The 20,642-nt window shown below is 43.9% G+C and carries 15 protein-coding genes and 1 pseudogene; 11 read left to right on the top strand and 5 right to left on the bottom strand.

What is annotated here, in order from left to right:
• Window positions 1-171: 171 nt before the first annotated feature.
• Window positions 172-597, bottom strand: coding sequence for a DUF3010 family protein (locus ACED42_RS19660; RefSeq protein ID WP_009846243.1), 426 nt, complete (start codon window positions 595-597; stop codon window positions 172-174).
• 258 nt (window positions 598-855) lie between these two features.
• Here ACED42_RS19660 and ACED42_RS19665 point away from each other — a divergent pair, with 258 nt between their 5' ends.
• Together ACED42_RS19665 and ACED42_RS19670 are read left to right on the top strand one after the other, a co-directional pair.
• Window positions 856-2,493 carry a methyl-accepting chemotaxis protein gene (locus ACED42_RS19665; protein WP_102582891.1) on the top strand — a complete coding sequence of 546 codons (1,638 nt, stop codon included), beginning with the start codon at window positions 856-858 and terminating at the stop codon, window positions 2,491-2,493.
• A 320-nt stretch (window positions 2,494-2,813) separates the two neighbouring features.
• Window positions 2,814-3,683 carry a LysR family transcriptional regulator gene (locus ACED42_RS19670; protein WP_009846245.1) on the top strand — a complete coding sequence of 290 codons (870 nt, stop codon included), beginning with the start codon at window positions 2,814-2,816 and terminating at the stop codon, window positions 3,681-3,683.
• A gap of 155 nt (window positions 3,684-3,838) precedes the next feature.
• Here ACED42_RS19670 and ACED42_RS19675 read toward each other — a convergent pair whose 3' ends face one another.
• Window positions 3,839-5,500, bottom strand: a complete 1,662-nt coding sequence (locus ACED42_RS19675) for a methyl-accepting chemotaxis protein (protein WP_017097657.1) — start codon at window positions 5,498-5,500, stop codon at window positions 3,839-3,841.
• A 273-nt stretch (window positions 5,501-5,773) separates the two neighbouring features.
• Between ACED42_RS19675 and ACED42_RS19680 the strand changes: the two genes are divergently transcribed.
• A complete protein-coding gene (locus ACED42_RS19680) occupies window positions 5,774-6,286 on the top strand; it encodes an RNA methyltransferase (protein ID WP_086051325.1) in 513 nt (170 codons plus the stop codon).
• A gap of 111 nt (window positions 6,287-6,397) precedes the next feature.
• On the opposite strand, the gene ACED42_RS19685 is transcribed toward ACED42_RS19680, so the two are convergent.
• Complete coding sequence (locus ACED42_RS19685; protein ID WP_371703844.1) at window positions 6,398-8,458, bottom strand: alpha-amylase family glycosyl hydrolase; 2,061 nt, start codon at window positions 8,456-8,458, stop codon at window positions 6,398-6,400.
• Window positions 8,459-8,736: 278 nt separating this feature from the next.
• On the opposite strand from ACED42_RS19685, the gene ACED42_RS19690 reads away from it, so the two are divergent.
• The 5 genes and pseudogenes from ACED42_RS19690 (at window position 8,737) to ACED42_RS19710 (ending at window position 13,336) form a co-directional block, all read left to right on the top strand.
• The gene (locus ACED42_RS19690) at window positions 8,737-9,573 is read left to right on the top strand and encodes an SGNH/GDSL hydrolase family protein (RefSeq protein ID WP_371703845.1); all 837 of its coding nucleotides are present in this window, start codon (window positions 8,737-8,739) and stop codon (window positions 9,571-9,573) included.
• Window positions 9,574-9,708: 135 nt separating this feature from the next.
• A complete protein-coding gene (locus ACED42_RS19695; RefSeq protein ID WP_371703847.1) occupies window positions 9,709-10,599 on the top strand; it encodes a LysR family transcriptional regulator in 891 nt (296 codons plus the stop codon).
• 91 nt (window positions 10,600-10,690) lie between these two features.
• Window positions 10,691-11,698, top strand: a complete 1,008-nt coding sequence (gene dgcN / locus ACED42_RS19700; protein ID WP_371703848.1) for an N-acetyltransferase DgcN — start codon at window positions 10,691-10,693, stop codon at window positions 11,696-11,698.
• A 57-nt stretch (window positions 11,699-11,755) separates the two neighbouring features.
• Window positions 11,756-12,742, top strand: a complete 987-nt coding sequence (dgcA, locus tag ACED42_RS19705) for an N-acetyl-D-Glu racemase DgcA (RefSeq protein WP_371703849.1) — start codon at window positions 11,756-11,758, stop codon at window positions 12,740-12,742.
• Between the two features lie 280 nt (window positions 12,743-13,022).
• Window positions 13,023-13,336, top strand: a pseudogene (locus ACED42_RS19710) (regulator).
• 48 nt (window positions 13,337-13,384) lie between these two features.
• On the opposite strand, the gene ACED42_RS19715 reads toward ACED42_RS19710, so the two are convergent.
• Both ACED42_RS19715 and ACED42_RS19720 read right to left on the bottom strand, forming a co-directional pair.
• The gene (locus ACED42_RS19715; RefSeq protein ID WP_135442498.1) at window positions 13,385-14,071 is read right to left on the bottom strand and encodes a hypothetical protein; all 687 of its coding nucleotides are present in this window, start codon (window positions 14,069-14,071) and stop codon (window positions 13,385-13,387) included.
• 328 nt (window positions 14,072-14,399) lie between these two features.
• Complete coding sequence (locus tag ACED42_RS19720) at window positions 14,400-15,242, bottom strand: GyrI-like domain-containing protein (RefSeq protein WP_371703850.1); 843 nt, start codon at window positions 15,240-15,242, stop codon at window positions 14,400-14,402.
• A gap of 419 nt (window positions 15,243-15,661) precedes the next feature.
• On the opposite strand from ACED42_RS19720, the gene ACED42_RS19725 reads away from it, so the two are divergent.
• From ACED42_RS19725 to ACED42_RS19735, 3 genes are all read left to right on the top strand, one after another.
• Entirely contained in the window at window positions 15,662-17,635 is a 1,974-nt protein-coding gene (locus ACED42_RS19725; protein WP_371703852.1) for an ATP-binding protein, read from the top strand.
• On the top strand, window positions 17,632-18,984 hold the full coding sequence (locus ACED42_RS19730; RefSeq protein ID WP_017103526.1) for a sigma-54 dependent transcriptional regulator: 1,353 nt from the start codon (window positions 17,632-17,634) through the stop codon (window positions 18,982-18,984). The genes ACED42_RS19725 and ACED42_RS19730 overlap by 4 nt, the downstream gene beginning before the upstream one ends.
• A gap of 275 nt (window positions 18,985-19,259) precedes the next feature.
• Complete coding sequence (locus ACED42_RS19735) at window positions 19,260-20,480, top strand: glycerophosphodiester phosphodiesterase family protein (RefSeq protein WP_371703854.1); 1,221 nt, start codon at window positions 19,260-19,262, stop codon at window positions 20,478-20,480.
• Window positions 20,481-20,642: the final 162 nt, after the last annotated feature.

Genomic DNA, 20,642 nt, shown 5'->3' on the forward strand with positions numbered 1-20,642 from the left:
AATAACTACTTATCGAAAAATTCTGCCTTGTTCTCAAGCTTTTTTCCTACGCTATTTTTGATCACTTACTTACTGTGATTGGTATAACTCGACTTGAAATAGATTGCTAGAAACAGAAAGAGCCTGAATATTCAGGCTCTTTCTGTATCAATATTGGCTAGCGACTATTGATTAGCGCTGCATTAAACAAGCGTAAGCCGTGGTAAACGGTGCTTCTTGGTACTGCTTAAGGCCTGTTTCTTTGAACTTCATCATAAGAGGGTTGCGCTTAAGGCTTTCTTTGATTTCATTCGGAGATACAACGGTTACGTCTAGGCCGTCGATCAACTGAATTGCCGCTTCTAGTTTGAAGCCGAAGCCACCGCCAGCAAATTTGCCTTTAGTTTGGCGTTGACGAATTACCACTTTTTCTACTTGGTAATCTTCCATTAACTTTGCAAAAGAAAATTGAAAATCTTTCATATTCTGTGTGTCGTTTGCGTCACTAATAGCAACTTTAGAAACTCGGCAATCAGGAATGTTAAATACACCGTCTGATAGAGATAGAAGACAGATGACTGCATCGTTACCTTTGATTTCAACACCACAAATTTTCATGTTCTTACCTACTTATTTTAGAGCCCTATATTATGGTGTTATTTCGATGACTTCTCCAGTAATAGAACATGTCTAAGGTAAATAAATTCAATATTGTCCACTTTAACTTTTTCAGGTTGACGTCTGGTTAAATGCGAAGCACTCGTTTTCATCGTCTAGTTTTATATGCGATGAGATTCACAAAACTATAGCTGGCTTTTTTATCGATACTGTATATTATGCGCGCGTCCCTATTTAATGTGTGGTTATAAACCCTCTATGAATATCAAAAACCTTTCTATTAAGAGTAAAATTGCGATCCCTCTAATGGTTATCGTGATTGTTTTCTCAACTGTTACTGTGCTTAACGTGATTAAATCTAACGCGCAAGCAGCGATTAACCATGAGCTCAATAATGTGGTTCAACCGGTTCTCGACAACCTAGAAGATGGGTATCGAGATATCTATCAAGTCATTGCATCTGCCCAAGGTCTGTTGCTGGCGAAAGATCAAAAGGCAATTGAATATCAACAATTCGAATTCAAAGACAACGCTTACAAAGCCGTCCCACGCTTTGAAAGTGTTCAAACCCTATATACAGCAGGTGTCTTAGACTCATCTTCTCAAGACGAGCTAGCAAAATTGGTTAAGGCGATGAAAAAGTGGGTAGCGCTGCATGAGCCAATGTTTGCAGACCCTGCCAATGCTCTTCAATATAACCTCGATTACTCGCCAGCGTTAGACGCTGAGTTTTCGATCATTCACGATCAACTCGGCTATATTAGAGAGCTGATTGCAGTCAAACAAAAAGAGCTTCGCCAGCAAGCTAATGACTCGATTGAAGAAAGTAAGCTGATCATCGAAGTAGGTATGGCCGTGGCGGTACTTGCGGCTTTGTTTTCGATGTGGTTATCGAACCGTTTTATCGTTCAGCCGATTCAGAGCGTAGAGAAAGCGATGAATGAAATCGCATCGGGTGACGGTAACTTGGCTCAGCGAATGAAAGTTGAAGGTTCTGACGAGATTGCTCGCTTAAGTTCAGCGTTTAACAAGTTTGTTAGTAAGATACATACCACTGTTGAACAAGTGATTCTGACATCAAATGCCGTACGTGCAGAGATGGAAAACATCAAATCAATAACGCAGAATGTGGCTGAATTTTCTTCGAATCAACAGAAAGAAAGTGAAGTAGTCGCGGCTGCCGTTCATGAAATGCAAGCGACCAGTGAAACGGTAAGTGGTAACGCGTTAGATGCGGCAACCGCAAGTAACGTTGCGAACAATGAAGTGGAATCAGCAGACAGCACTTTGGGCTTAACCGTAACTTCAATTGAACGCCTTGCGCAAGATATCGAGAATGCAGGTGGTGTGGTTCAGGAATTGGATACTGATGTGAAGAACATTGCTTCTATTCTTGGCGTGATCAAAGGCATTGCAGAGCAAACCAATCTATTGGCATTGAATGCGGCGATTGAAGCAGCGCGTGCTGGTGAGCAAGGTCGTGGTTTTGCGGTAGTTGCTGATGAGGTCCGTGCGCTTGCGAGCAAAACTCAAGACAGTACGGGTGAAATCCAATCAATGATTGAACGCTTAGAAGTTGGCGCTAAACATGCCGTTGGCGTGATGACAGAAAGCAAGGCAAGTGGCGAGAAAACCATTGTTCAAGCGGGCACTGCAGCTTCATCATTGAGCGAGATTCGTAACTCAATCGGCAAGATGAATGAGATGAATACGCAAATCGCAACAGCGGCTTCTCAGCAGTCTCAGGTGTCTGAAGAAGTGAACCAGAATGTTCAACGTATCGCGGAAAGCACCATGAAAATGGTTGAGATGGCAAACAATGCAGAGAACGCATGCATCTCACTAGCAGAACAGTGTGAAGCACTTGATAGCCTAGTTTCTCAGTTTGAAGTGTAATCTTTGAGACTGAACAGGCAAAAGTGAGTGGCTAATCGTTTCTAGTTTTAACCCTCACGCATCTGTAATAGACAATAATAAGGCCCGTACTCAATGAGTGCGGGCTTTCTTTTTTGGTGCGAGTATTTTTTGATAACAGTATTTGTAATACGAGGTCGGTTCGAACTTTGTTGAATAGGTCGGTTGGAGCCTTGTGGGGAATGCGATATTAGCTTCAATGAAGGCATTTGTATGTGCACGGCGTATATTAAGCTAGGTGACACTGATCTATATCTTCAATACACTGTATGGGTAACCATAGTTCAAAATAGGGTAGAGGCATGGCCAATTGGGAAGGGGTAAGTGAGTTTGTTGCAGTGGCAGAGCGCGAAAGCTTTACTGGTGCCGCACAGAAACTCGCTACGTCAGTGGCTCAAATCAGTCGTAGAGTGGCAAATCTCGAGGAACGCCTCGCAGTAAAACTACTCAATCGAACGACTCGTAAGGTTTCTCTAACAGAGGCTGGGCAACTCTATTATCAGCAATGTAAGTTGTTGGTCGAGGGTTTAGAAATTGCTGAGTTAGCCGTCACGCAGATGCAATCCACGCCGAAAGGTTTGCTGAAAGTAACAGCACCTGTGACTTATGGTGAGCGTCAACTCGCCCCGATACTTCATCAGTTTTTAAAGCTCCACCCACAAGTCGAACTTGAGCTGATGTTGACCAATCAAAAGCTCGACCTTATTGATTCGGGTGTCGATGTCGCTATTCGTCTTGGTCGCTTAGAAGATTCGAGCCTTGTGGCAAAGAAGTTGTCTCAACGCCAACTCTACGTGTGCGCCAGCCCTGAATACATTGAACGTTACGGTGAACCGCATACGCTCTCTGAGTTGAGCAATCATCAATGTTTAGTCGGCGGCTTTGAGCATTGGCGTTTTAAAGAAAATGGGCGACCTCGCTCAGTTCGGGTTAATGGACGCATTAAATGTAACAGTGGCTTAGCCTTACAAGACGCAGCGAAACAGAGCATTGGCCTAGTGCAGCTGCCAGAATATTACGTGAGTGAAGATCTTGAGTCTGGCGAATTGGTTGAGGTGTTATCTGATTACCGAGACGATAAAGAGGGGATTTGGGCGCTTTACCCACAGAACCGTAATTTGTCTTCAAAGGTTCGCTTGTTAGTCGACTTCTTGTCTGAGCAATTAGACTAGTTCTATCTGGCAAGACACAATGGACAAGAAAATGGGCTTCAGAACAAAGATTCTGAAGCCCATTTTTATTGATGTTCTATAGCTTTTACTTGCTAAGCATTAAGCATTAAGCATTAAGCATTAAGCATTAAGCATTAAGCATTAAGCATTAAACATTAAACCGTGAAGCGATCAACCAAGTGGTACAACTCGTTTGCTCGGCTGTTTAGGTTTTGGCTACCTGTACGGTTTTGGTTTGCTAGCGATGCCGATTGAGAACTTTGGTCTGAAATCACAACAATGCGTTGAGATATCTCTTGGCCAACAATATTCTGTTGTTCAGTCGCCGTCGCAATTAGTGAGTTCATGTCCATGATGGTATCAATCGAATCTTGAATTTTAGCAAGTGCTGCAGCTGCTGCATTTGCTTCTTCTACCGTTTGAGCACTTCTGCTTTGGCTCGAATCCATTGCTTTCACCGCGGCATCTGAAGCGGATTTTAGCTGTTGGATCATTTTGTGAATGTCGCCCGTGCTCTCTTGTGTGCGGCTTGCAAGCTTACGAACTTCATCCGCAACTACCGCAAAACCTCGGCCTTGATCACCAGCTCGCGCGGCTTCAATCGCGGCATTTAGTGCTAATAGGTTGGTCTGTTCCGCGATGTCTTGAATGACAGTCAGTGAAGATGAAATGTTCTGTACATCTCCTTCAAGGCGAGATACCACAGTGTTTGCTTCTGATACTTCACTTGCAAGGTCTGCTACGGACCCAGCAGCAGCGTTGACAATTTGCTGAGCTTCTTTTGCATTGTTCTCTGCAAGTTTAGCTGAGTCAGCCGCTTGGCTTGCGTTGCTTGAGATCTCTTGCGCTGTTGTCGTCATCTCGGTCATCGCCGTTGCTACTTGTTCTGTCTCTTCACGTTGACCTGTCGCTATCTCGTCGACCTGAGCTGCGCGAGAAGACATGCTGCTCGTTTCTGATACAACTTGCTGACCCACATCGCTCACGCTACGAATGATGGTCTGTAGGCTAGCAACAAAGGCATTAAAGTTCTCACTAAGTTTGGCGAACTCAGGCGCTTTGAAGGTTTCCATTCGAGCCGTTAGGTCGGCCTCACCACTGGCAAAGGCACTGATTGAACGGTCAAATTGCTCGAGTGGTTGCATGATGGTACGGTTCACTGCAACAGCGAAAACCGCTACCACTAAGGCAATCAAGCCACAGAAAATTGCAATGGCAGTCAGTGAGCTTTGTAGTGCAGCATTCGAGCTCTCTTTCATGTCGCTGATCACGGCGTCAATATCGTCAGTATAAAACCCAGTTCCAAGCATTAAATCCCATTGTGGAATAAAGATTGAATAGCTGAGTTTTGGTAACGCAATGGATTGACCTGGCTTAGGAAAGTAGTAAGTGGTGAATTCCCCAATTTTTGAGTTCTTAATCAGGTCTTGGATTAGGTAATTGCCTTGTTTGTCTTGAAGGTCGTAGTAATTTTTACCAATGCCATCGGTACCTTGTCCGATGACGATTCTTACACCCTTAGAGCTGTAGCCAAAAATATAACCAGATTCACCATATTCTAGAGTTTTTAATGTGGGTAATGCTTCTTCAAGCGTGGCACCTTTTTCTAAGAAAGGAGATATCGAAGACTGAGCCATTTGCAGGTACGCTTTGAGTTCCTTTTCTTTCATCGCCATCATATTGCTACGCGTCGATTCTACTTGTTGTGCGGTTAGCTCAGTGCTCTTCATATACGTCACGCTCATCATCCCAATTGCCATTAGTAGCAAAGGGATAAAAGAGAGAATATAAAGGCGGTTTTTGATGGTGAGGGTCATTAGCACTTCCTATGTGATTGTCTCAGGCAATTTTCAACACATTATTAATGTGGTTTCGAAATGTAAACGGACTTGTTGTTGAATTGTTATCCTAAAACCTTTTTGTTTGATAAATATGATGGCGGTTAGGTTTTGAAGTGAGAGGTGGTGCAACTAAGTACTTATCTGTAAAAAGAGCCGTTCGTTTCGATGCTTTTGAATTTGGCGCTGCTTTGGTAGAATGCGACGCTTTGTAGCACCCTGCTATGTCTATTCGTTAAGTGAGAAAGATTCATGAACAAAAGCCATGTGACTATTGGTTTAACTAACCCAAAGAGCCCGACAAACGTTGGCGCGGTTATGCGTGCGGCGGGTTGCTACCAAGTCGACGAAGTTAAATACACAGGGCAACGCTACGACAAGGCTGCAAAATTTCACACCGATACCAAGAGTGCAACGCGTACTATCCCGCTTAATGGTGTCGAGTCGTTTTTAGATAACCTTAATTCAGAAACTAAGATCGTATGTGTGGAGTTGGCTGAAGGTGCAACACCACTGCCACGTTTTAAACACCCAGAGAACGCTATCTATATCTTTGGCCCTGAAGATGGTTCTATTTCTCAAGATGTCGCTGACCGAGCTGACCATGTTGTTTATGTACCAACTGTTGGTTGCATGAATCTAGCAGCAACAGTGAATGTGCTACTTTATGATCGCCTTGCTAAGTCAGATGAAATGGACGAGAGCAACGAGCTGATCAAGAAAAGCCGCGATAACCGTAATCACCTGCAAGTGAAGCAGGGGTAGATATCGTTCTAATCGTGTCTGGTCTCTTAATATCCAATGCAGATTAAAGAAAACCCCTTATTCGTAGGAATCAGGGGTTTTTACTTGGTTGATCTCGGATCTTAGGTTTGGCTATTCAGCACATTTGGAAGCCATAATTTTTAATGGTTGCCCCGCATCATCGAATTGTAAGCTCCATACATACTGCCCAGCATTACGAATAGTGATAGCGGTATCTTGACCGTAACCACCTTTAATTAACGAGTTAAGCTGTCCTAACTTTAGGTTAAGCCCATCCGCTGTGAACTGAGGTGACCAAGCCTTGGATGCATATTGCATGCGATAACTGCCCGGTTTTTCAGTGGTGACGACTTGGTAAGTGTTGTCACCTTTATATTCAAACTCTCGTTGACCCACGTGTTTCCAACCTGAATCAGCAAAATTGCCAACCACATAAAGCGGGCTCGAAATAGGGCCTTCAGCTTTTATTGTTGGATTGTCACATTGAGCCATGAAGCCTTGTCCAACTTCATTTCCTGTCGCTAGTATCGCCGCAATTGGCCCTTTTTCACTTGGCTGTGTTATCGACAAGAAACGAGCTTCAAATGGGCTTAGAACGATAGAGTAGTGGCCATCAATAGCTGAGATCGATTGCTTGGATTCAATATCCGTCAGATCAGCTATGGAGCCGACTTTTTCTTTGGTTAGTTTTATGGTTTGTTCTTTGTTGGTAACGTTCACTGCGTAGACAACAGCATCGCCTTCATAGGCTTTGTGATCGACATAGGCGACATCATTGGCCATCAGGTTTGTACGTTTACCTTGTGATAGAGCGGGGTGCGCTTCTCTCAGTTTCATCAAGTTTGTCACGTATTGCTTTAAGTCTTTTTCGTGCGCATTGAGTTGGGCTGTGACACCTTCTACTTTACCGCTAGTACGGGCTACGTGATCATCACACAGACCATTAATGGCACAGTCATCAGTCCATACTTTGTCTGCAAAACCTTCTAGTTGATCGCCTATTTCGTCCCCATAGTAGGTGGTTATTGGGCCGGTATAAGCTGCTTGGAATGAAAATGCCGCTTTATAGCGCTGCCAATACTCTTTGTCTTGTGGAGAAGCGATATCACCGCGCTGTAATAAGTCACCAAAGCGCACAAGGTCATGGTTACCGATCATTAAATTTGGCTTTGCGTGGTCTGGGTATAACGAATGTAAAGACATGCCTTCTGCAAGCCACTCTCCACCTTTGTTCCCCACGCCAGCTTCGTTTACAGCAAAGGTTTCCGTCAGGCGGTAGCGCATAGGGAAATCAAACGCAGAACATAAGGCCGGTGCTTCATTTGAACCGTAGCCTGTTTCAATAATGCGGTTCTCACCTGCCCAAATTTCCGCGACCATATAACCCAGAGGGTTCACGGTTTTACCTTCGCTGTTTACGTATTCGACTTGAGAAGAAGCGGTGTCTACCGTTTCTCTGATTTGACTCCAAGCTTCTTTTGGCACTTGATAAGCTTGATCTAAGCGCCAACCATCAATTTTGAGCTCTTTGATCCAATACTCGGCTACTTCTTGATAGAAGGCTAGGCTCTCAGGATATGAGACTGGATTATCCTCTCCTTGGGGCAGCTTACCTGTTGGTGACGGCACTACGTTTTTTTTGTGGTGGCCAAATACGCCATCAAAGAAGACATAAAGCCCTCGAGCATGAGCTTCTTCAACTAAGGTTTTAGCTTCTTCCATCGTGCCGAATCTCGGATCGATATTGAAATAATCGGTGGCAAAATAACCGGTAGCATCCAGTCTATCAGCCCAATGGTCTTGGTTTTCGATAGGCTCTGAATTAAAGATTGGGGTTAGCCAAATGCCGTTCATGCCAAGAGATTCAATGTAATCAAGTGAGTCGATAATACCTTGGATGTCTCCGTTATGGTGACTAGTTCCGTAGCCTGTCCCATGACCAATTGAGTCATCGCCACTGACAAAGCTTTCGACCATCACTTGATAGATCCTCAAGTCATTCACGTCGGCATTGGTATTCGTTTGGCATTGGTATGCTGTTGGTTCTTGAACTGATTCAGGTGCAGATTGGCAACCTGCAAGTAGGATGGCGGTAACGGCCAACGCGGTATTGGATAGAGAAAGTTTCACGTAAAGGTCCTTATTATTATGATTTAACCTATTATTCACCATCCTGATATTCTATAAATCCTCCGTTAAATAGTGGCAATAGGAGTAGACGGTAGGCTGAGAGACTGAGGTCACAATATGTGGCTAATTTCTTATACATATTATGATGAAGTGCTGATTTTTGAGTCGGAACGAGATTTGTACCGGAAGATATTTTTATGCGGTATGTAACCAGCCTTGTAGAGATTAAGTCATTCTCTGTTTCTAATGTTATCTATCCCGTAAGCAATCGGATATTATCTTGGGTTCATCATTAGATAATTGAAGGGTTAGATAACACCATGGAAGACAAGCAATTACTTGCCGCGCTGCAGCAACACCCTGTCCTCGATCTCTATCAGTTATTCCAAGAAGTTGGTCAAAACCGCTCTCTGTATGCATTACTAGAGAGGTTATCTTCCCTTAAAGAACACCACCAACTGAGCACTCGTCTTAGCCCTTTTAAGCCTCACATCGAAGGGTTGCTGGCTCAATTCGATAGCGCCACGCCAGATAGTGATATCCTCAAGGCAGTTGCTCTTCAGTCTGAGATTCAGCAACGAGGCCACAGTATGAGTCGTTACATCATGACATCGGACAATCACCGCCATTTTTCCCCAAATGCAGACCTAGTGATGTTTGGTGATTCGATCACCGAATGGGCACCTTGGGCGGATATCTTTCGCGATGTTTCGATGGTCAACCGTGGCTTAGCGGGTGACACCACAACTGGCATGTTGCGCCGTATTGATACCACGTTGAATGTGAAGCCAAAGCTGGTGTGCTTTATGGCAGGGATAAACGATTTGGCTCAGGGTAATGATGTCGAACATATCTACCGGAACTACATTGATATGCTTGAAGTGTGGCAAGAAAACGATATTCGTATATTGGTGCAATCAACGCTTTATGTTGGCTCTAAACTGCAAGGTTTGAACCCATCGGTGGAGCTGCTTAATAGCAAAATAAGCGAGTACTGTTCTCAGCAAGGCATTGCGTTCTTAGATGTGAATTCTGTATTGTCACCTAACAAGCTTTTATCGAATGAATACTCATGTGATGACTTGCATTTGAATGCGAAGGCTTACCAAGCTTGGGCTGAGGTTCTTCAACCTACGATAGCTGAGTTACTAAAATAAACTCACGCAAATAGCCAAATAGCCAAGTAGATAAATAGACAGACAGCTAATTAAACAGCTAGACCGATAAACAGCTTAGCTAATACAAGAAAAGCCAACCCCTAGATTTGTTTCGCGAACCATAAGGACATCAATGTGAACCTAAGACAGTTGGAAGTCTTTTACGCCATTATGCAAACCGGAACCGTATCTGGGGCTGCGCGTAATCTGCATGTGTCACAACCTAATGTGACTCGTATTCTGGCACACACAGAGCAGCAACTTGGTTTTGGATTGTTTGAGCGAGTGAAAGGTCGGTTGGTGCCTACGGTTGAAGCGAGAACCTTGCTGCCTGAAGCGGAAAAGGTGTATCAGCAGTTAGGTCAATTTCGTTCTTTGACGAATAAGGTTAAGCAAGGACATCAGCATTTACGTATTGGTGCGCCGCCGATACTGGCGACCAAATTGCTGACACCGGTAATAGCCCAAATGTCTCGCGAACAAGAGCTCTCTTTTGAGTTGCTGACTGCAAACCGTGATGAACTGTGTGCTGGGCTGTTAAAGCATGAGCTTGATATTGCTATCGCATTTGGGGACGAAACACCGCCTGCCATATTAAGTGAAACACTCTTAACTGAATCACTCAAGGTTCTGGTTCCTTCCCACACAGTTGAACAGTTACCGACGGAATTAACCCTTGATGATCTGATCAATTATCCCTTGCCAATCATCGGGCTTGATAGCCGCGATCCATTAGGCCTCCTGTTACATCAAAGCCTTATTGCGCGAGATGAGCATTATCACCATCCGATATCTGTGCGTGGATATAGCGCGGCGGCGGAATTGGTGAAGCACCAAGCAGGCTTTGCGATTGTCGATCCGTGGACGGCAGAGCAATATCAAAATGACGACTCGGTTTGTGTGCTTTCACTGCAGCCGGATATCCAATTTTCGGTCTCGATGCTTTGCGCAGAGCACACCCCTCAGTCGATTTCCGTTAAGCAATTTATCGTTTCATTGAAGAGCCACACTCACCCTATAACTTAAGGTTATAGGCTCGTCATAAATAGGTATTCGGCAGCTTCTAAGTTCTTAATTAAAGTAAACCCATACAAGGATTTATTAATTAGGAATACTCATGTCTATCGCTCAACCTTACCTTCTTTTTCTTGGGGACGTTACTGACCCACTTGCCGCAAAAACAGCTCGCGGTATTCATCAATGGCGACCAGAAATTTGCCTAGGTCAGCTTCGTTTAACAGACGTTACCGTTTCACTTGGTTTAACGGATATGACCTTACAAGAGGCGCAAGCACAGGGCGCGAAAACGCTAGTGATTGGCACAGCAAACCCAGGTGGTGTTATTCCTGACTTTTGGCAGCCAACCATAATGGAAGCTGCAGAAATGGGATTTGAGATTGCATCTGGCATGCACCAACGACTGAGTGAATTTTCACCGCTTGCTGACATGCGACAACAAGGATTGACTAAGCTTCATGATGTACGTCATTTTGACGGTGTTCTTAATGTTGGTAACGGTAAGCCTCGTCAAGGTAAGCGCCTGCTTACGGTCGGAACCGATTGCTCAGTAGGAAAAATGTTCTCGGCGTTGGCGATTGAAAAGTCCCTTAAAGAGTCAGGTACATCCGCTCAGTTCAAAGCGACAGGGCAGACGGGTATCTTGATTGAAGGCAGCGGTATTTCGATTGATGCTGTGGTTGCGGATTTTATTTCTGGCGCGGTTGAAGCGATTAGCCCTGATTTTACCGACCACGATTGGGACATCATTGAAGGGCAAGGTTCTTTATTCAACCCTTCGTTTGCAGGCGTGAGTTTGGGTCTTTTACATGGCGCACAAGCGGATGCTTTGGTGCTGTGTCACGAAGTAGGGCGACCACATATTCGTAACCTTCCTCATGCGCAATTACCAACGATTGAACAGACGATCGAAGCTAACTTGCAAGCCGCGCGATTGACGAATCCAGATGTAAAATTGGTTGGCATCTGCTTGAACACGTCGGCAATCAGCATTGAAGACGCTGAGACATTGTGCCAAGAATGGACCACACTTTATCAAGTACCCGTGACGGACCCAGTACGTTTTGGTGTACAAAATATTACTGATCATTTGCGACATTCACTTTAACGATTTCATCATTTCTACGTTTCCATTTGTTAAAGCGAACATCAACCGAGTGAAATTATGAAGATTACAGCAGAACCCATTACTATCGCGATGCAAACGCCTTTTCGCATCTCTCGTGGCAGCCGAACTGAGTGTCACGTTGTTCGTGTTTACATTGAACATGGTGGCAAACAAGCTCAGGGAGAGTGCACCCCTTACCCACGATACGGCGAGTCATCGGAGTCTGTGTTAGCGCAAATCCAACAAGCGTCTAGCGCACTTGAAGCTATGTTTGCACGAGGCGTTACCGATCCGGCAGAGCTAAGAGATCATCTTCAGTCTTTATTGACCGGAGGGGCAGCGCGAAATGCGGTCGATTGTGCGCTTTGGGATTTCGAAGCGCAGCAGAACGGCCAGATGTTTCCAAATAGCTTGTTTGAGCTACCTGCTCAAATCGTTACTGCAATGACAGTCTCGATTGGCACACCAGAAGCGATGGCGACTCAGGCTCGAGACTATGTCGCAAATGGAGCGAAACTCTTAAAAGTGAAGCTTGATGGAGAGCAAGTGATAGAGCGTGTTCGCGCGGTACGAGAAGCCGCGGCAGATGTTCAAATTGTATTGGATGCGAATGAAGCATGGACAGGATTGAATCTCGAAGAGTTGTTCAATCAACTTACTGAGTTTGATATAGCGATGATCGAGCAACCTTTGCCGCAACAACATGATGCGTCATTGGCACACATCAATCACCCGATCCCACTGTGTGCTGATGAAAGCTGTCATACCACTTCGCAACTTTCATCTTTGTTAGGCAAGTATGAAATGGTCAACATCAAGCTCGATAAAACCGGTGGTTTGACTGAAGCATTAGTTCTTGCAGATGAAGCTCAAAGGCTCGGCTTTACTCTGATGTCTGGTTGTATGCTAGGCACCTCATTGGCGATGCGAGCGGCGCTGCCTATTGCGGTTCAATCTGAGATTGTCGACCTCGATGGCCCTGTGTTACTCGGGCAAGATGTTTCGCCAGCACTGACTTATCGAGATGGGATGATCATTCTTTAAGGTGAGTTAGCGTTCAGTATTGATGATGCAGGTTATAGGTAGGCACGCGAACTTTTGGACATAAATGAGCTTCAGGAATTCTAATATTAGTGATTCATGCATAACTTTTTATAATGTAAGTTTGCCAATTAATACGCCTTTGTACAGTGCGCACTTTATCTCATTATGTTTAATAGTACACATCTTATATAATTGATACAACCCGTTGTATTTATAGGGTTTATCATTAAAGTGTTGCGAAATGAGTAAGAATTACATTTTTCGAGAGTTAGAGTGCCAAATGACCAAGGAAGAGGTCGCCGAACTGTGTTTTAAATCTGTTAGAACCGTCACAGGTTGGGATAAGGGAAACCCCATTCCCCCCGAATGCAAAGGCTTATGATAATGGCAAAAGGTCTGGAATTCAGTGTCTGTGAAGAGTGGGAGCAGTTCAAAATGTTGTACGACAAGATGGAACTACCAACAGGTCAAGTGGTGAGACCGCAACAAATTTTAGCAGGGATTGCACTACTAGAGATACAGTCAGAAATTGAAATCAAAACTTCTACGTATTTGATTAGAGTCGCAAGGGTTCTCACAAAAATGAAAGGATAGAAATAGGCTCCATATGGAGCCTATTTTTTTTCAAAATCACGAATTAAATTAAGAAAAATAAGTCATTAAATTTGCAATGATAGGAGTTCCTACAGTAACAATACCAGAAGTAATGTTAAGCCATTTGATTAAACCCGATTGAGAGATTTTATCTACTACAGTTAGACGATCTTCAGTTGTATGGCTGCGTACAATTTTCGCTACTTCAAGTAATAATTCTTGAGGAGTATTTTCTGGCAACCCTAAATTTGATAGGTGCGCGTCCGGAATGTAGAAATCGAAGCCAATTTTAATATCTTCAAAATCACAATTGTCCACATCAACCATCATTTGTTCTGGTGCCCTAACAACGGTACCTACACCTTTAAACGTGCTATTTTTCAAATTAAGTGGCATTGCTATTTCCTCATTAGCGTAACAATTTACTTTAATCCCCATATTACAATCTGTGACTGCAAGGCCATCCATATCGACAGAGGAAGCTGAATCCATTTCTACGGCTGTACCACAGTTTATTATTTTACAGTTTTTCATGATAACCGTACTGTTTCGCGAAACTATCCCTTTTGATTGTGAGCCTCTTTGTAATTGCGATTCAACAAACTGATTTACTCCGACCTTATTTGAATAGTGAGTCAGGATGTTAGATAAACAGCCAGGAGCAGGGCGTATCTTTGTCAAATAGTAGAGCTCTAAATAGCATCGAACAGCGTAACAAATAGGTGTAATTTCCATCGTTTTTCTTTCTCAATGATCCTACCTTTAGAATGCCATTCAACCCAATTGTTAGCAATAAATAGCTCAATGTAATCATATAGATTTAGCTCGTAATTCAAATTGACCTATTACATGTAGTCCGTTAATTAGGTTAATCGATAGCTAATAGTTAGGTCGAATTTACCCCCGTAATACAACACGGGGATTTACAACAAACAGCATTGGAAGAATTGATAACTTTTTATAGGGGAAAAGCCCACAAACAGGATGTCAATGAGTAAAAGGTCTAACCAACAATGGGGCAAAAATGAGCCAGCCGTAACTGACTCAAGGGAAGCTCTCTCAGTTACTTAATCGGAATATAGATTTCGGTTTTCAAATTCTCAGGTTTAGTTCGTCTTGGGTCTCGATTCAGGTACACCTCAAAGCATGGTTGGTCTCGCAGTTCAAACCCACTGTCTGGTAGCCATTCTAAGAGTAAATAGCTGTAAGCTTCAGAGAGTTTCTCGTAAGTACCTTTGTGCAAGGCCTTGGCATATTTGCCACCCAAAATTGTCTTGCGATCGATACCTTCAGGTAATTCCATTTCAGTAACGATCGTTGCACATGCGTCGTAGCGTATATTATCTACATGGGTAATATTTGGGTCGTCATGGCTTATTCCTATCATTATTGTCTCGGGTTGAATTAAGCGATTAGAATAAACAAATGGCATCAGTTGCCCCCATGCGGTTGCAGCAGCATCACTGTATTTGCCACTACCTCTGGAATACAGGACTTCCGTAGACTTGCAATCGACAACGTTTATATTCATCTTTATGTCCTCAAAACTAGTGAGTTGTTGCCTTTTAAAGGCAGGAACTGTTTTTTGATGACGAATATATGATGGTGTACAAGAGAACTGCTTTCGTATCGCCTTATTAAAAGAAGCTTGGTTTTCATAGCCACAAGAAAAAGCAATCTCAGTCATGCTCTCAACCCCATAAACTACACTTCGAGCAGCCCTCTCTAAAAGCAGGCGCTTACGCATCGCATATACCCCCTCGCCATAATAGGCTCGGAACAAGTGATGAAAATGGTATTTAGAGAAGTAAAATTTTGATAATAGCTCTTCTATTACCATAGGCTGATCAAGGTGAGATTCTAAATACCTCACTACCTTCTCTAACCTGACATGGTTGTTCTGCATTATTTATACATCCATCCTATTTCGACATAGGTAGTGTCCTACACTGCGAGACTCAATGATTTTCCATTATTGCTAATTTGTCTGAAAGTTTAGATTCAAGACCGTTTTGCGAATGATAAGCCCAATACGATCAATCTCTATGATAAATGATCAGACGTTATTGGAAGTGCTCAAACTAAAATGTCCTTCGACAGGGATTGATAAAGTAATCACGTTTCTGTCGGTGAGGTCACTTTCTATTATCGCAAAACAGACCATGCAAGCTTTATAAAATAATTGTTATGATATCTTATGTGAAATGTTAATGATTACTCTTCGTTTAATAGTTTTACTAAAGCTATTAGATGTAAGATTAAATAGGTAAACCACCTAACTGATTGAATCATTGACGGATCCTGTTGATTTTATGATGAGAGAAGGTGGAGCGAGTGAGTAGTCATGTCTCCGAGGTGATAGAAAACAAAGACAGTTTTGAACGCCCGTTTTCGATCAAAATCCCGCGTCGCAAGTGGTTTGGTTGGAAAGGCATTGAACTGCGCTTGGTGTTGGCATTGGCTATGTTATCGATGACCACCATCTTTCTGTCAGTTGTATCGAGCTTCACCTTTGACGATTTAAACCAACGCCTTGTCGAATTAAAAGAGAGTGAAATCCCCGCCTTAGATAACGCTGCACGCCTCAATGACATGGTGCGTGTGATTATCACGACCTCATCTCAGCTCAGTGACGCTGAATCTAATTTAGAACGTAAGCAGGCGATGCTTAAAATTGAAGAGGCCATTTCAGTGATGAATAGCGTTATGGTTCAATTCCCTGATTATCACGCCTATTTTAAAGACCTTATCGCCCAAGTTAATAATAGTCTGAGCCTGTTATATCAAAGTGAGATTGAGTCAGAACAACTCAATCAAGAACTTCGTAACTTGCTTGAAGGCTTTTATCCTCTATTGCAGCAAGCCAGTGATTCACTCGACAGTTTGCCTGAGTCAGCCAAAGATCAAATCCAATATACCCAGTTGAAGTCTCTGCTTTATTACCAATTAGGCTTGGTAGAGAAGCTGTATAACGACTCAAGCTTTAATGAGTTGGATTACACCAGTTACCGTTTGGAACAGGTAGGTGAAGAGTGGTGGAAGCTCTGGGTCAGTGGTGATTTAAGAAGTGATTTTCCTGAATTAGATCATCAACTCACGGTGATCTATAACCTTGCCTCAAGTGATAGCAGCTTGTATGGACTCAAAAACAAAGCGCTCGATCATCTCTATCAAGAGCAATATTTCCTGCAAAACAGCCGTGAACATTTGAATCAGTTAACCGTGCAGATCGAAAGCAACACCAGCAAGGTGAATAGCAATATTGACCTGTCGATTCAGCAGGCGCAGTTGTCTTTACAATCGAACCAACAACTCTCTCTTTTTCTTTCTCTGTTTAGCGTGTTGGCTGCCGCTGCCATTTCGTGGTTCTACGTACGTAAGAGCATTTTAGAAAGGCTTTTACAGCTCAAAGACAACATGTTCGCGATTTCTACCGGTCATCTAGATACCGAAGTGTCCATTCGTGGCAAAGACGAAGTGACGCAAATGGCCAAGTACCTAAAGGTATTCCAGACCACGGCCAAAGTCGTTAAGCAAACCAATCGAAAATTAGAGGCAGAGGTTGAAGAACGCACCTTAGCCGAAGCCAAACTACGAGTGACTCAAGACGAGCTAATCCAAGCAGGAAAACTGGCTGCATTGGGGCAACTCAGTGTTGGGATCACGCACGAGATCAATCAACCTCTGACCGCAGTAAACAGTCACGTTAGAAGTGCTCAATTATGGTTAGGCAAGCAAAGGCCTGACAGGGCAGAAGAGAATCTGAAAAAAATCGAGGTCTTGTTAGATAAAGTGGCTGCGATTACTCGTCACCTAAAGGCCTTCTCACGTAAGAGTGATGGCAAGATTGATAACGTTGAATTGAATAAGGTGATTGGTGATGCGATTGACCTGTTTGAAACCAGACAGAGCACGGTCTCGATTCAGTATTCCCCCCAAAGCGACCAGATGGTTCGAGCTAACAACATTCGCTTAGAACAGGTACTGGTGAATTTGATCAGTAATGCTCTGGATGCCATCGAACACAGAGAGCAACCAGAGCTCAGCATCTCTACTCAAGAGCATTCGAATACCATTCAGATTTTGGTGATGGACAACGGGTTAGGGATACCTGAAGAGGATATTCCGCATCTGTTTGACCCATTTTATACCCGCAAGACAACAGGTAAGGGGCTTGGGCTCGGTTTGTCTATCGCATACAACATCATAAAAGACTTTGGCGGCTCGATTCACGTGGAATCAGTTGAACATCAAGGCACTACTTTTATCGTCACTCTACCAAAAGGCATAGCCTCATGACTGCAGAAAAACACATAGTTCTTATCGATGATGAAATCGATGTTGTTGAAGCCGTGAGCGAGATGTTGGAGCTAGAAGGGTTTAGCGTTACCACTTTTACCGACCCTAACCTTGGCCTTAAATCGCTCAAAGCAAACAGCCAGTCGGTTGTATTGTGTGATGTACGAATGCCACAGGTGGATGGGCTTACGTTACTGAGTTCAATTCAACATAGAGCCGCTAACGTCCCTGTATTGTTGATGAGTGGCCATGGAGATATTCCCATGGCGATAGAGGCAATGAAGCTAGGGGCTTTCGACTTTTTAGAAAAGCCACTTAATGCCAGTGAGCTGGTAGAGAAGCTCGACTTAGCGTTGGCACAATCTCAGCACAACTGCCCAGCAATTATAGGCGGCGATGAGGAAACGGAGTTACCGATTGAAACGGTGGTTATTGGCCAATCAAAAGCTATGGATACGATACGTAAGCAAGTGCTTGCCCTGTCTCATACTGGTGTTGATACCATCATCAACGGCGAAACAGGAACGGGCAAAGAGGTGATTGCTCGCGCGTTGCATCAATTTAGCCATCGTAAGGCGAAGCCCTTTGTTGCGATTAACTGTGGCGGCATGACAGAAAGCATTATTGAGAGTGAGTTGTTTGGCCATGAAGCGGGTTCGTTTACCAATGCCAACAAGAAGCGCATTGGAAAAATAGAACAAGCCAATGGCGGAACTCTGTTCCTTGATGAAATCGAAAGCATGCCAATTGCGGTGCAAATTAAACTGTTGCGCGTCATTCAAGAAAGAATGATTGAGCGCGTTGGTGGTAACGAGTTAATCCCGGTCGATATTGTGGTGGTAGCCGCCAGCAAAGCTGATCTTGCGAGCTTGAGTGAAACGGGGGAGTTCAGAGCCGATCTCTTCTATCGCCTCAATATTGCTAGCTTAAACCTTCCCGCATTGCGTCAACGCAAAGAAGACATTCAGGTGTTATTCCGCCATTTTGTGATTCAAGCGAGTCATAAATACAAGACGCGTCCGTCAACGATTTACCCTGAACAAATACAGCAGCTATGTCGACACGAATGGCCGGGTAACGTGCGTGAATTACGCAATGTCGCAGACCGATTTGTACTTGGTATTGTTGGTGATGGTTTCGATCTTCAATCGCCGATTTGTGAATCGTCCGGAGAAGATTTCGCCTTTGAAAAACAGATGGAACAGTACGAAAGGAATGTTCTGACTGAGGCGCTTATTGAAAGCGCTGGCAATATCAATGAGGTCTCAAGCAAGCTGAACCTGCCACGCAAAACGCTTTATCGAAAAATGAAGAAACACCAATTGGATAAAGAGAGCTTCAAGGCCTAACTGGTTCATCCATTCGCTTAATAAAAGCACAAGACAACAATGACCCAATTAACTTTTAGTCGAATGGTTAACCGTTTCAAGTGATTGTAATAAAAGGGCTTTAACATTTGGCATAATGCATGCAATTACTACATTGTGGCATACGTTCACATGAGGTTATTCGGTGCTAAGTCAAAATATATATGACAGCTATCTATATATGACAGCTATCCAACACCGAATGATCGAATAAAGGAAGTTAGAAAAATAATTGCTTGTTGCAAGGAGATACAAACATGAAGCAAATACTGAAAGGTTCGATTGCTCTGATACTCGGTGTGAGCTCGATGACGGCATGGGCCGCAGTAGAATCAGCCGACTTAGGTCCTCGTCCCCTCTTTTTAGTGAACAATATGGATGAGAGCCCTTTGAAAACCAAACTGTTGAGTTGCAGTGAAGGACCTTTTCATCGTAGTGATTTTTCTATTGGACATCGCGGAGCTGCGATGCAGTTTCCTGAGCACACCAAGGAATCCTACTTAGCCGCGATTCAAATGGGCGCGGGTGTCGTGGAATGTGATGTGACTTTCACTAAAGACAAGGCGTTGGTATGTCGTCACTCTCAAAGTGATCTGCACACCACAACCGATGTTTTGGCGCATCCCGATCTCGCTAAGAAGTGTTCAACACCGTTCACGCCGGCTAACCCAGCGACAGGCGAAGATGCCCAGGTTGAGTGTCGTACCTCTGATTTCACGCTAGCGGAGTTTAAGACTCTGAAAGGGAAAATGGATGGTGCGAATCCAAAAGCAACCACGGTCGAAGAGTACATGAATGGCACTCCTGGTTGGAGAACCGATCTTTACAGCCAAAGTGGCACACTGATGACACACGCCGAAAGTGCGGCATTGTTTAAAGAGCACGGCGTGAAGGTGACTCCTGAGCTGAAATCGGCGGCGGTTGAAATGCCTTTCAATGGCTTTAGCCAAGAGATGTACGCGCAGAAGCTGGTGGATGAACTGAAAGAGGCGGGCTTTGAGCCTTCAGAGACTTACCTACAGTCATTCAACTTGGATGATGTTAAGTATTGGGTCAATGAGACACCTAAGTTCGGTAAGCAAGCCGTTTACCTTGACGATCGTGTCTATGAGCAAGCGGACTTTGTCGCGTCTGTTGAAAACATGAAGGAGCTACACGATGCGGGCGTGAATATCATCGCACCACCTCTGTTTGCTTTGGTTGAACTTGATAAGAACAACGAATTAGTGGCGTCTAACTACGCGAAACTGGCTAAGGATGCAGACCTCGACATTATCGCATGGACACTGGAACGTTCTGGCCCGCTAGCGCAAGGCGGTGGTTGGTATTACAAGAGCGTGAAAGATGGCATCAACAATGATGGCGATATGATGAAAATGCTTGATGTGTTGGCACAAGATGTTGGTGTGATGGGCGTATTCAGCGATTGGCCTGCAACGGTAACTTATTACGCTAACTGCATGGACAGCGACGCTTAGGCGATTCAGAGAGCGCTGTTACGTCGCTAATTATAGCGTTTGTATAGAGAGCGCTTAGCCAAAGAATAATAAGAGAAAAAGCAGTGAACCAAAGGGCCTTCGGGCTCTTTTTTGGTTCATCGCGGATTAGCGGGAACTTAAAACAAAAACGGTAGTAAGTGA

Origin of the sequence: Vibrio sp. FF145 (assembly GCF_041439075.1) — a bacterium.
In the GTDB taxonomy this organism is placed as follows: domain Bacteria; phylum Pseudomonadota; class Gammaproteobacteria; order Enterobacterales; family Vibrionaceae; genus Vibrio; species Vibrio tasmaniensis_A.

Bases quoted from the DNA above. Each gene is read 5' to 3' on its own strand.
- ACED42_RS19660 (WP_009846243.1), bottom strand. From the start codon at position 597: ATGAAAATTTGTGGTGTTGAAATCAAAGGTAACGATGCAGTCATCTGT.
- dgcA (WP_371703849.1), top strand. From the start codon at position 11,756: ATGAAGATTACAGCAGAACCCATTACTATCGCGATGCAAACGCCTTTT.
- ACED42_RS19730 (WP_017103526.1), top strand. From the start codon at position 17,632: ATGACTGCAGAAAAACACATAGTTCTTATCGATGATGAAATCGATGTT.
- dgcN (WP_371703848.1), top strand. From the start codon at position 10,691: ATGTCTATCGCTCAACCTTACCTTCTTTTTCTTGGGGACGTTACTGAC.
- ACED42_RS19685 (WP_371703844.1), bottom strand. From the start codon at position 8,458: ATGGTGAATAATAGGTTAAATCATAATAATAAGGACCTTTACGTGAAA.
- ACED42_RS19675 (WP_017097657.1), bottom strand. From the start codon at position 5,500: ATGACCCTCACCATCAAAAACCGCCTTTATATTCTCTCTTTTATCCCT.
- ACED42_RS19735 (WP_371703854.1), top strand. From the start codon at position 19,260: ATGAAGCAAATACTGAAAGGTTCGATTGCTCTGATACTCGGTGTGAGC.
- ACED42_RS19720 (WP_371703850.1), bottom strand. From the start codon at position 15,242: ATGCAGAACAACCATGTCAGGTTAGAGAAGGTAGTGAGGTATTTAGAA.
- ACED42_RS19690 (WP_371703845.1), top strand. From the start codon at position 8,737: ATGGAAGACAAGCAATTACTTGCCGCGCTGCAGCAACACCCTGTCCTC.
- ACED42_RS19665 (WP_102582891.1), top strand. From the start codon at position 856: ATGAATATCAAAAACCTTTCTATTAAGAGTAAAATTGCGATCCCTCTA.
- ACED42_RS19670 (WP_009846245.1), top strand. From the start codon at position 2,814: ATGGCCAATTGGGAAGGGGTAAGTGAGTTTGTTGCAGTGGCAGAGCGC.
- ACED42_RS19680 (WP_086051325.1), top strand. From the start codon at position 5,774: ATGAACAAAAGCCATGTGACTATTGGTTTAACTAACCCAAAGAGCCCG.
- ACED42_RS19715 (WP_135442498.1), bottom strand. From the start codon at position 14,071: ATGGAAATTACACCTATTTGTTACGCTGTTCGATGCTATTTAGAGCTC.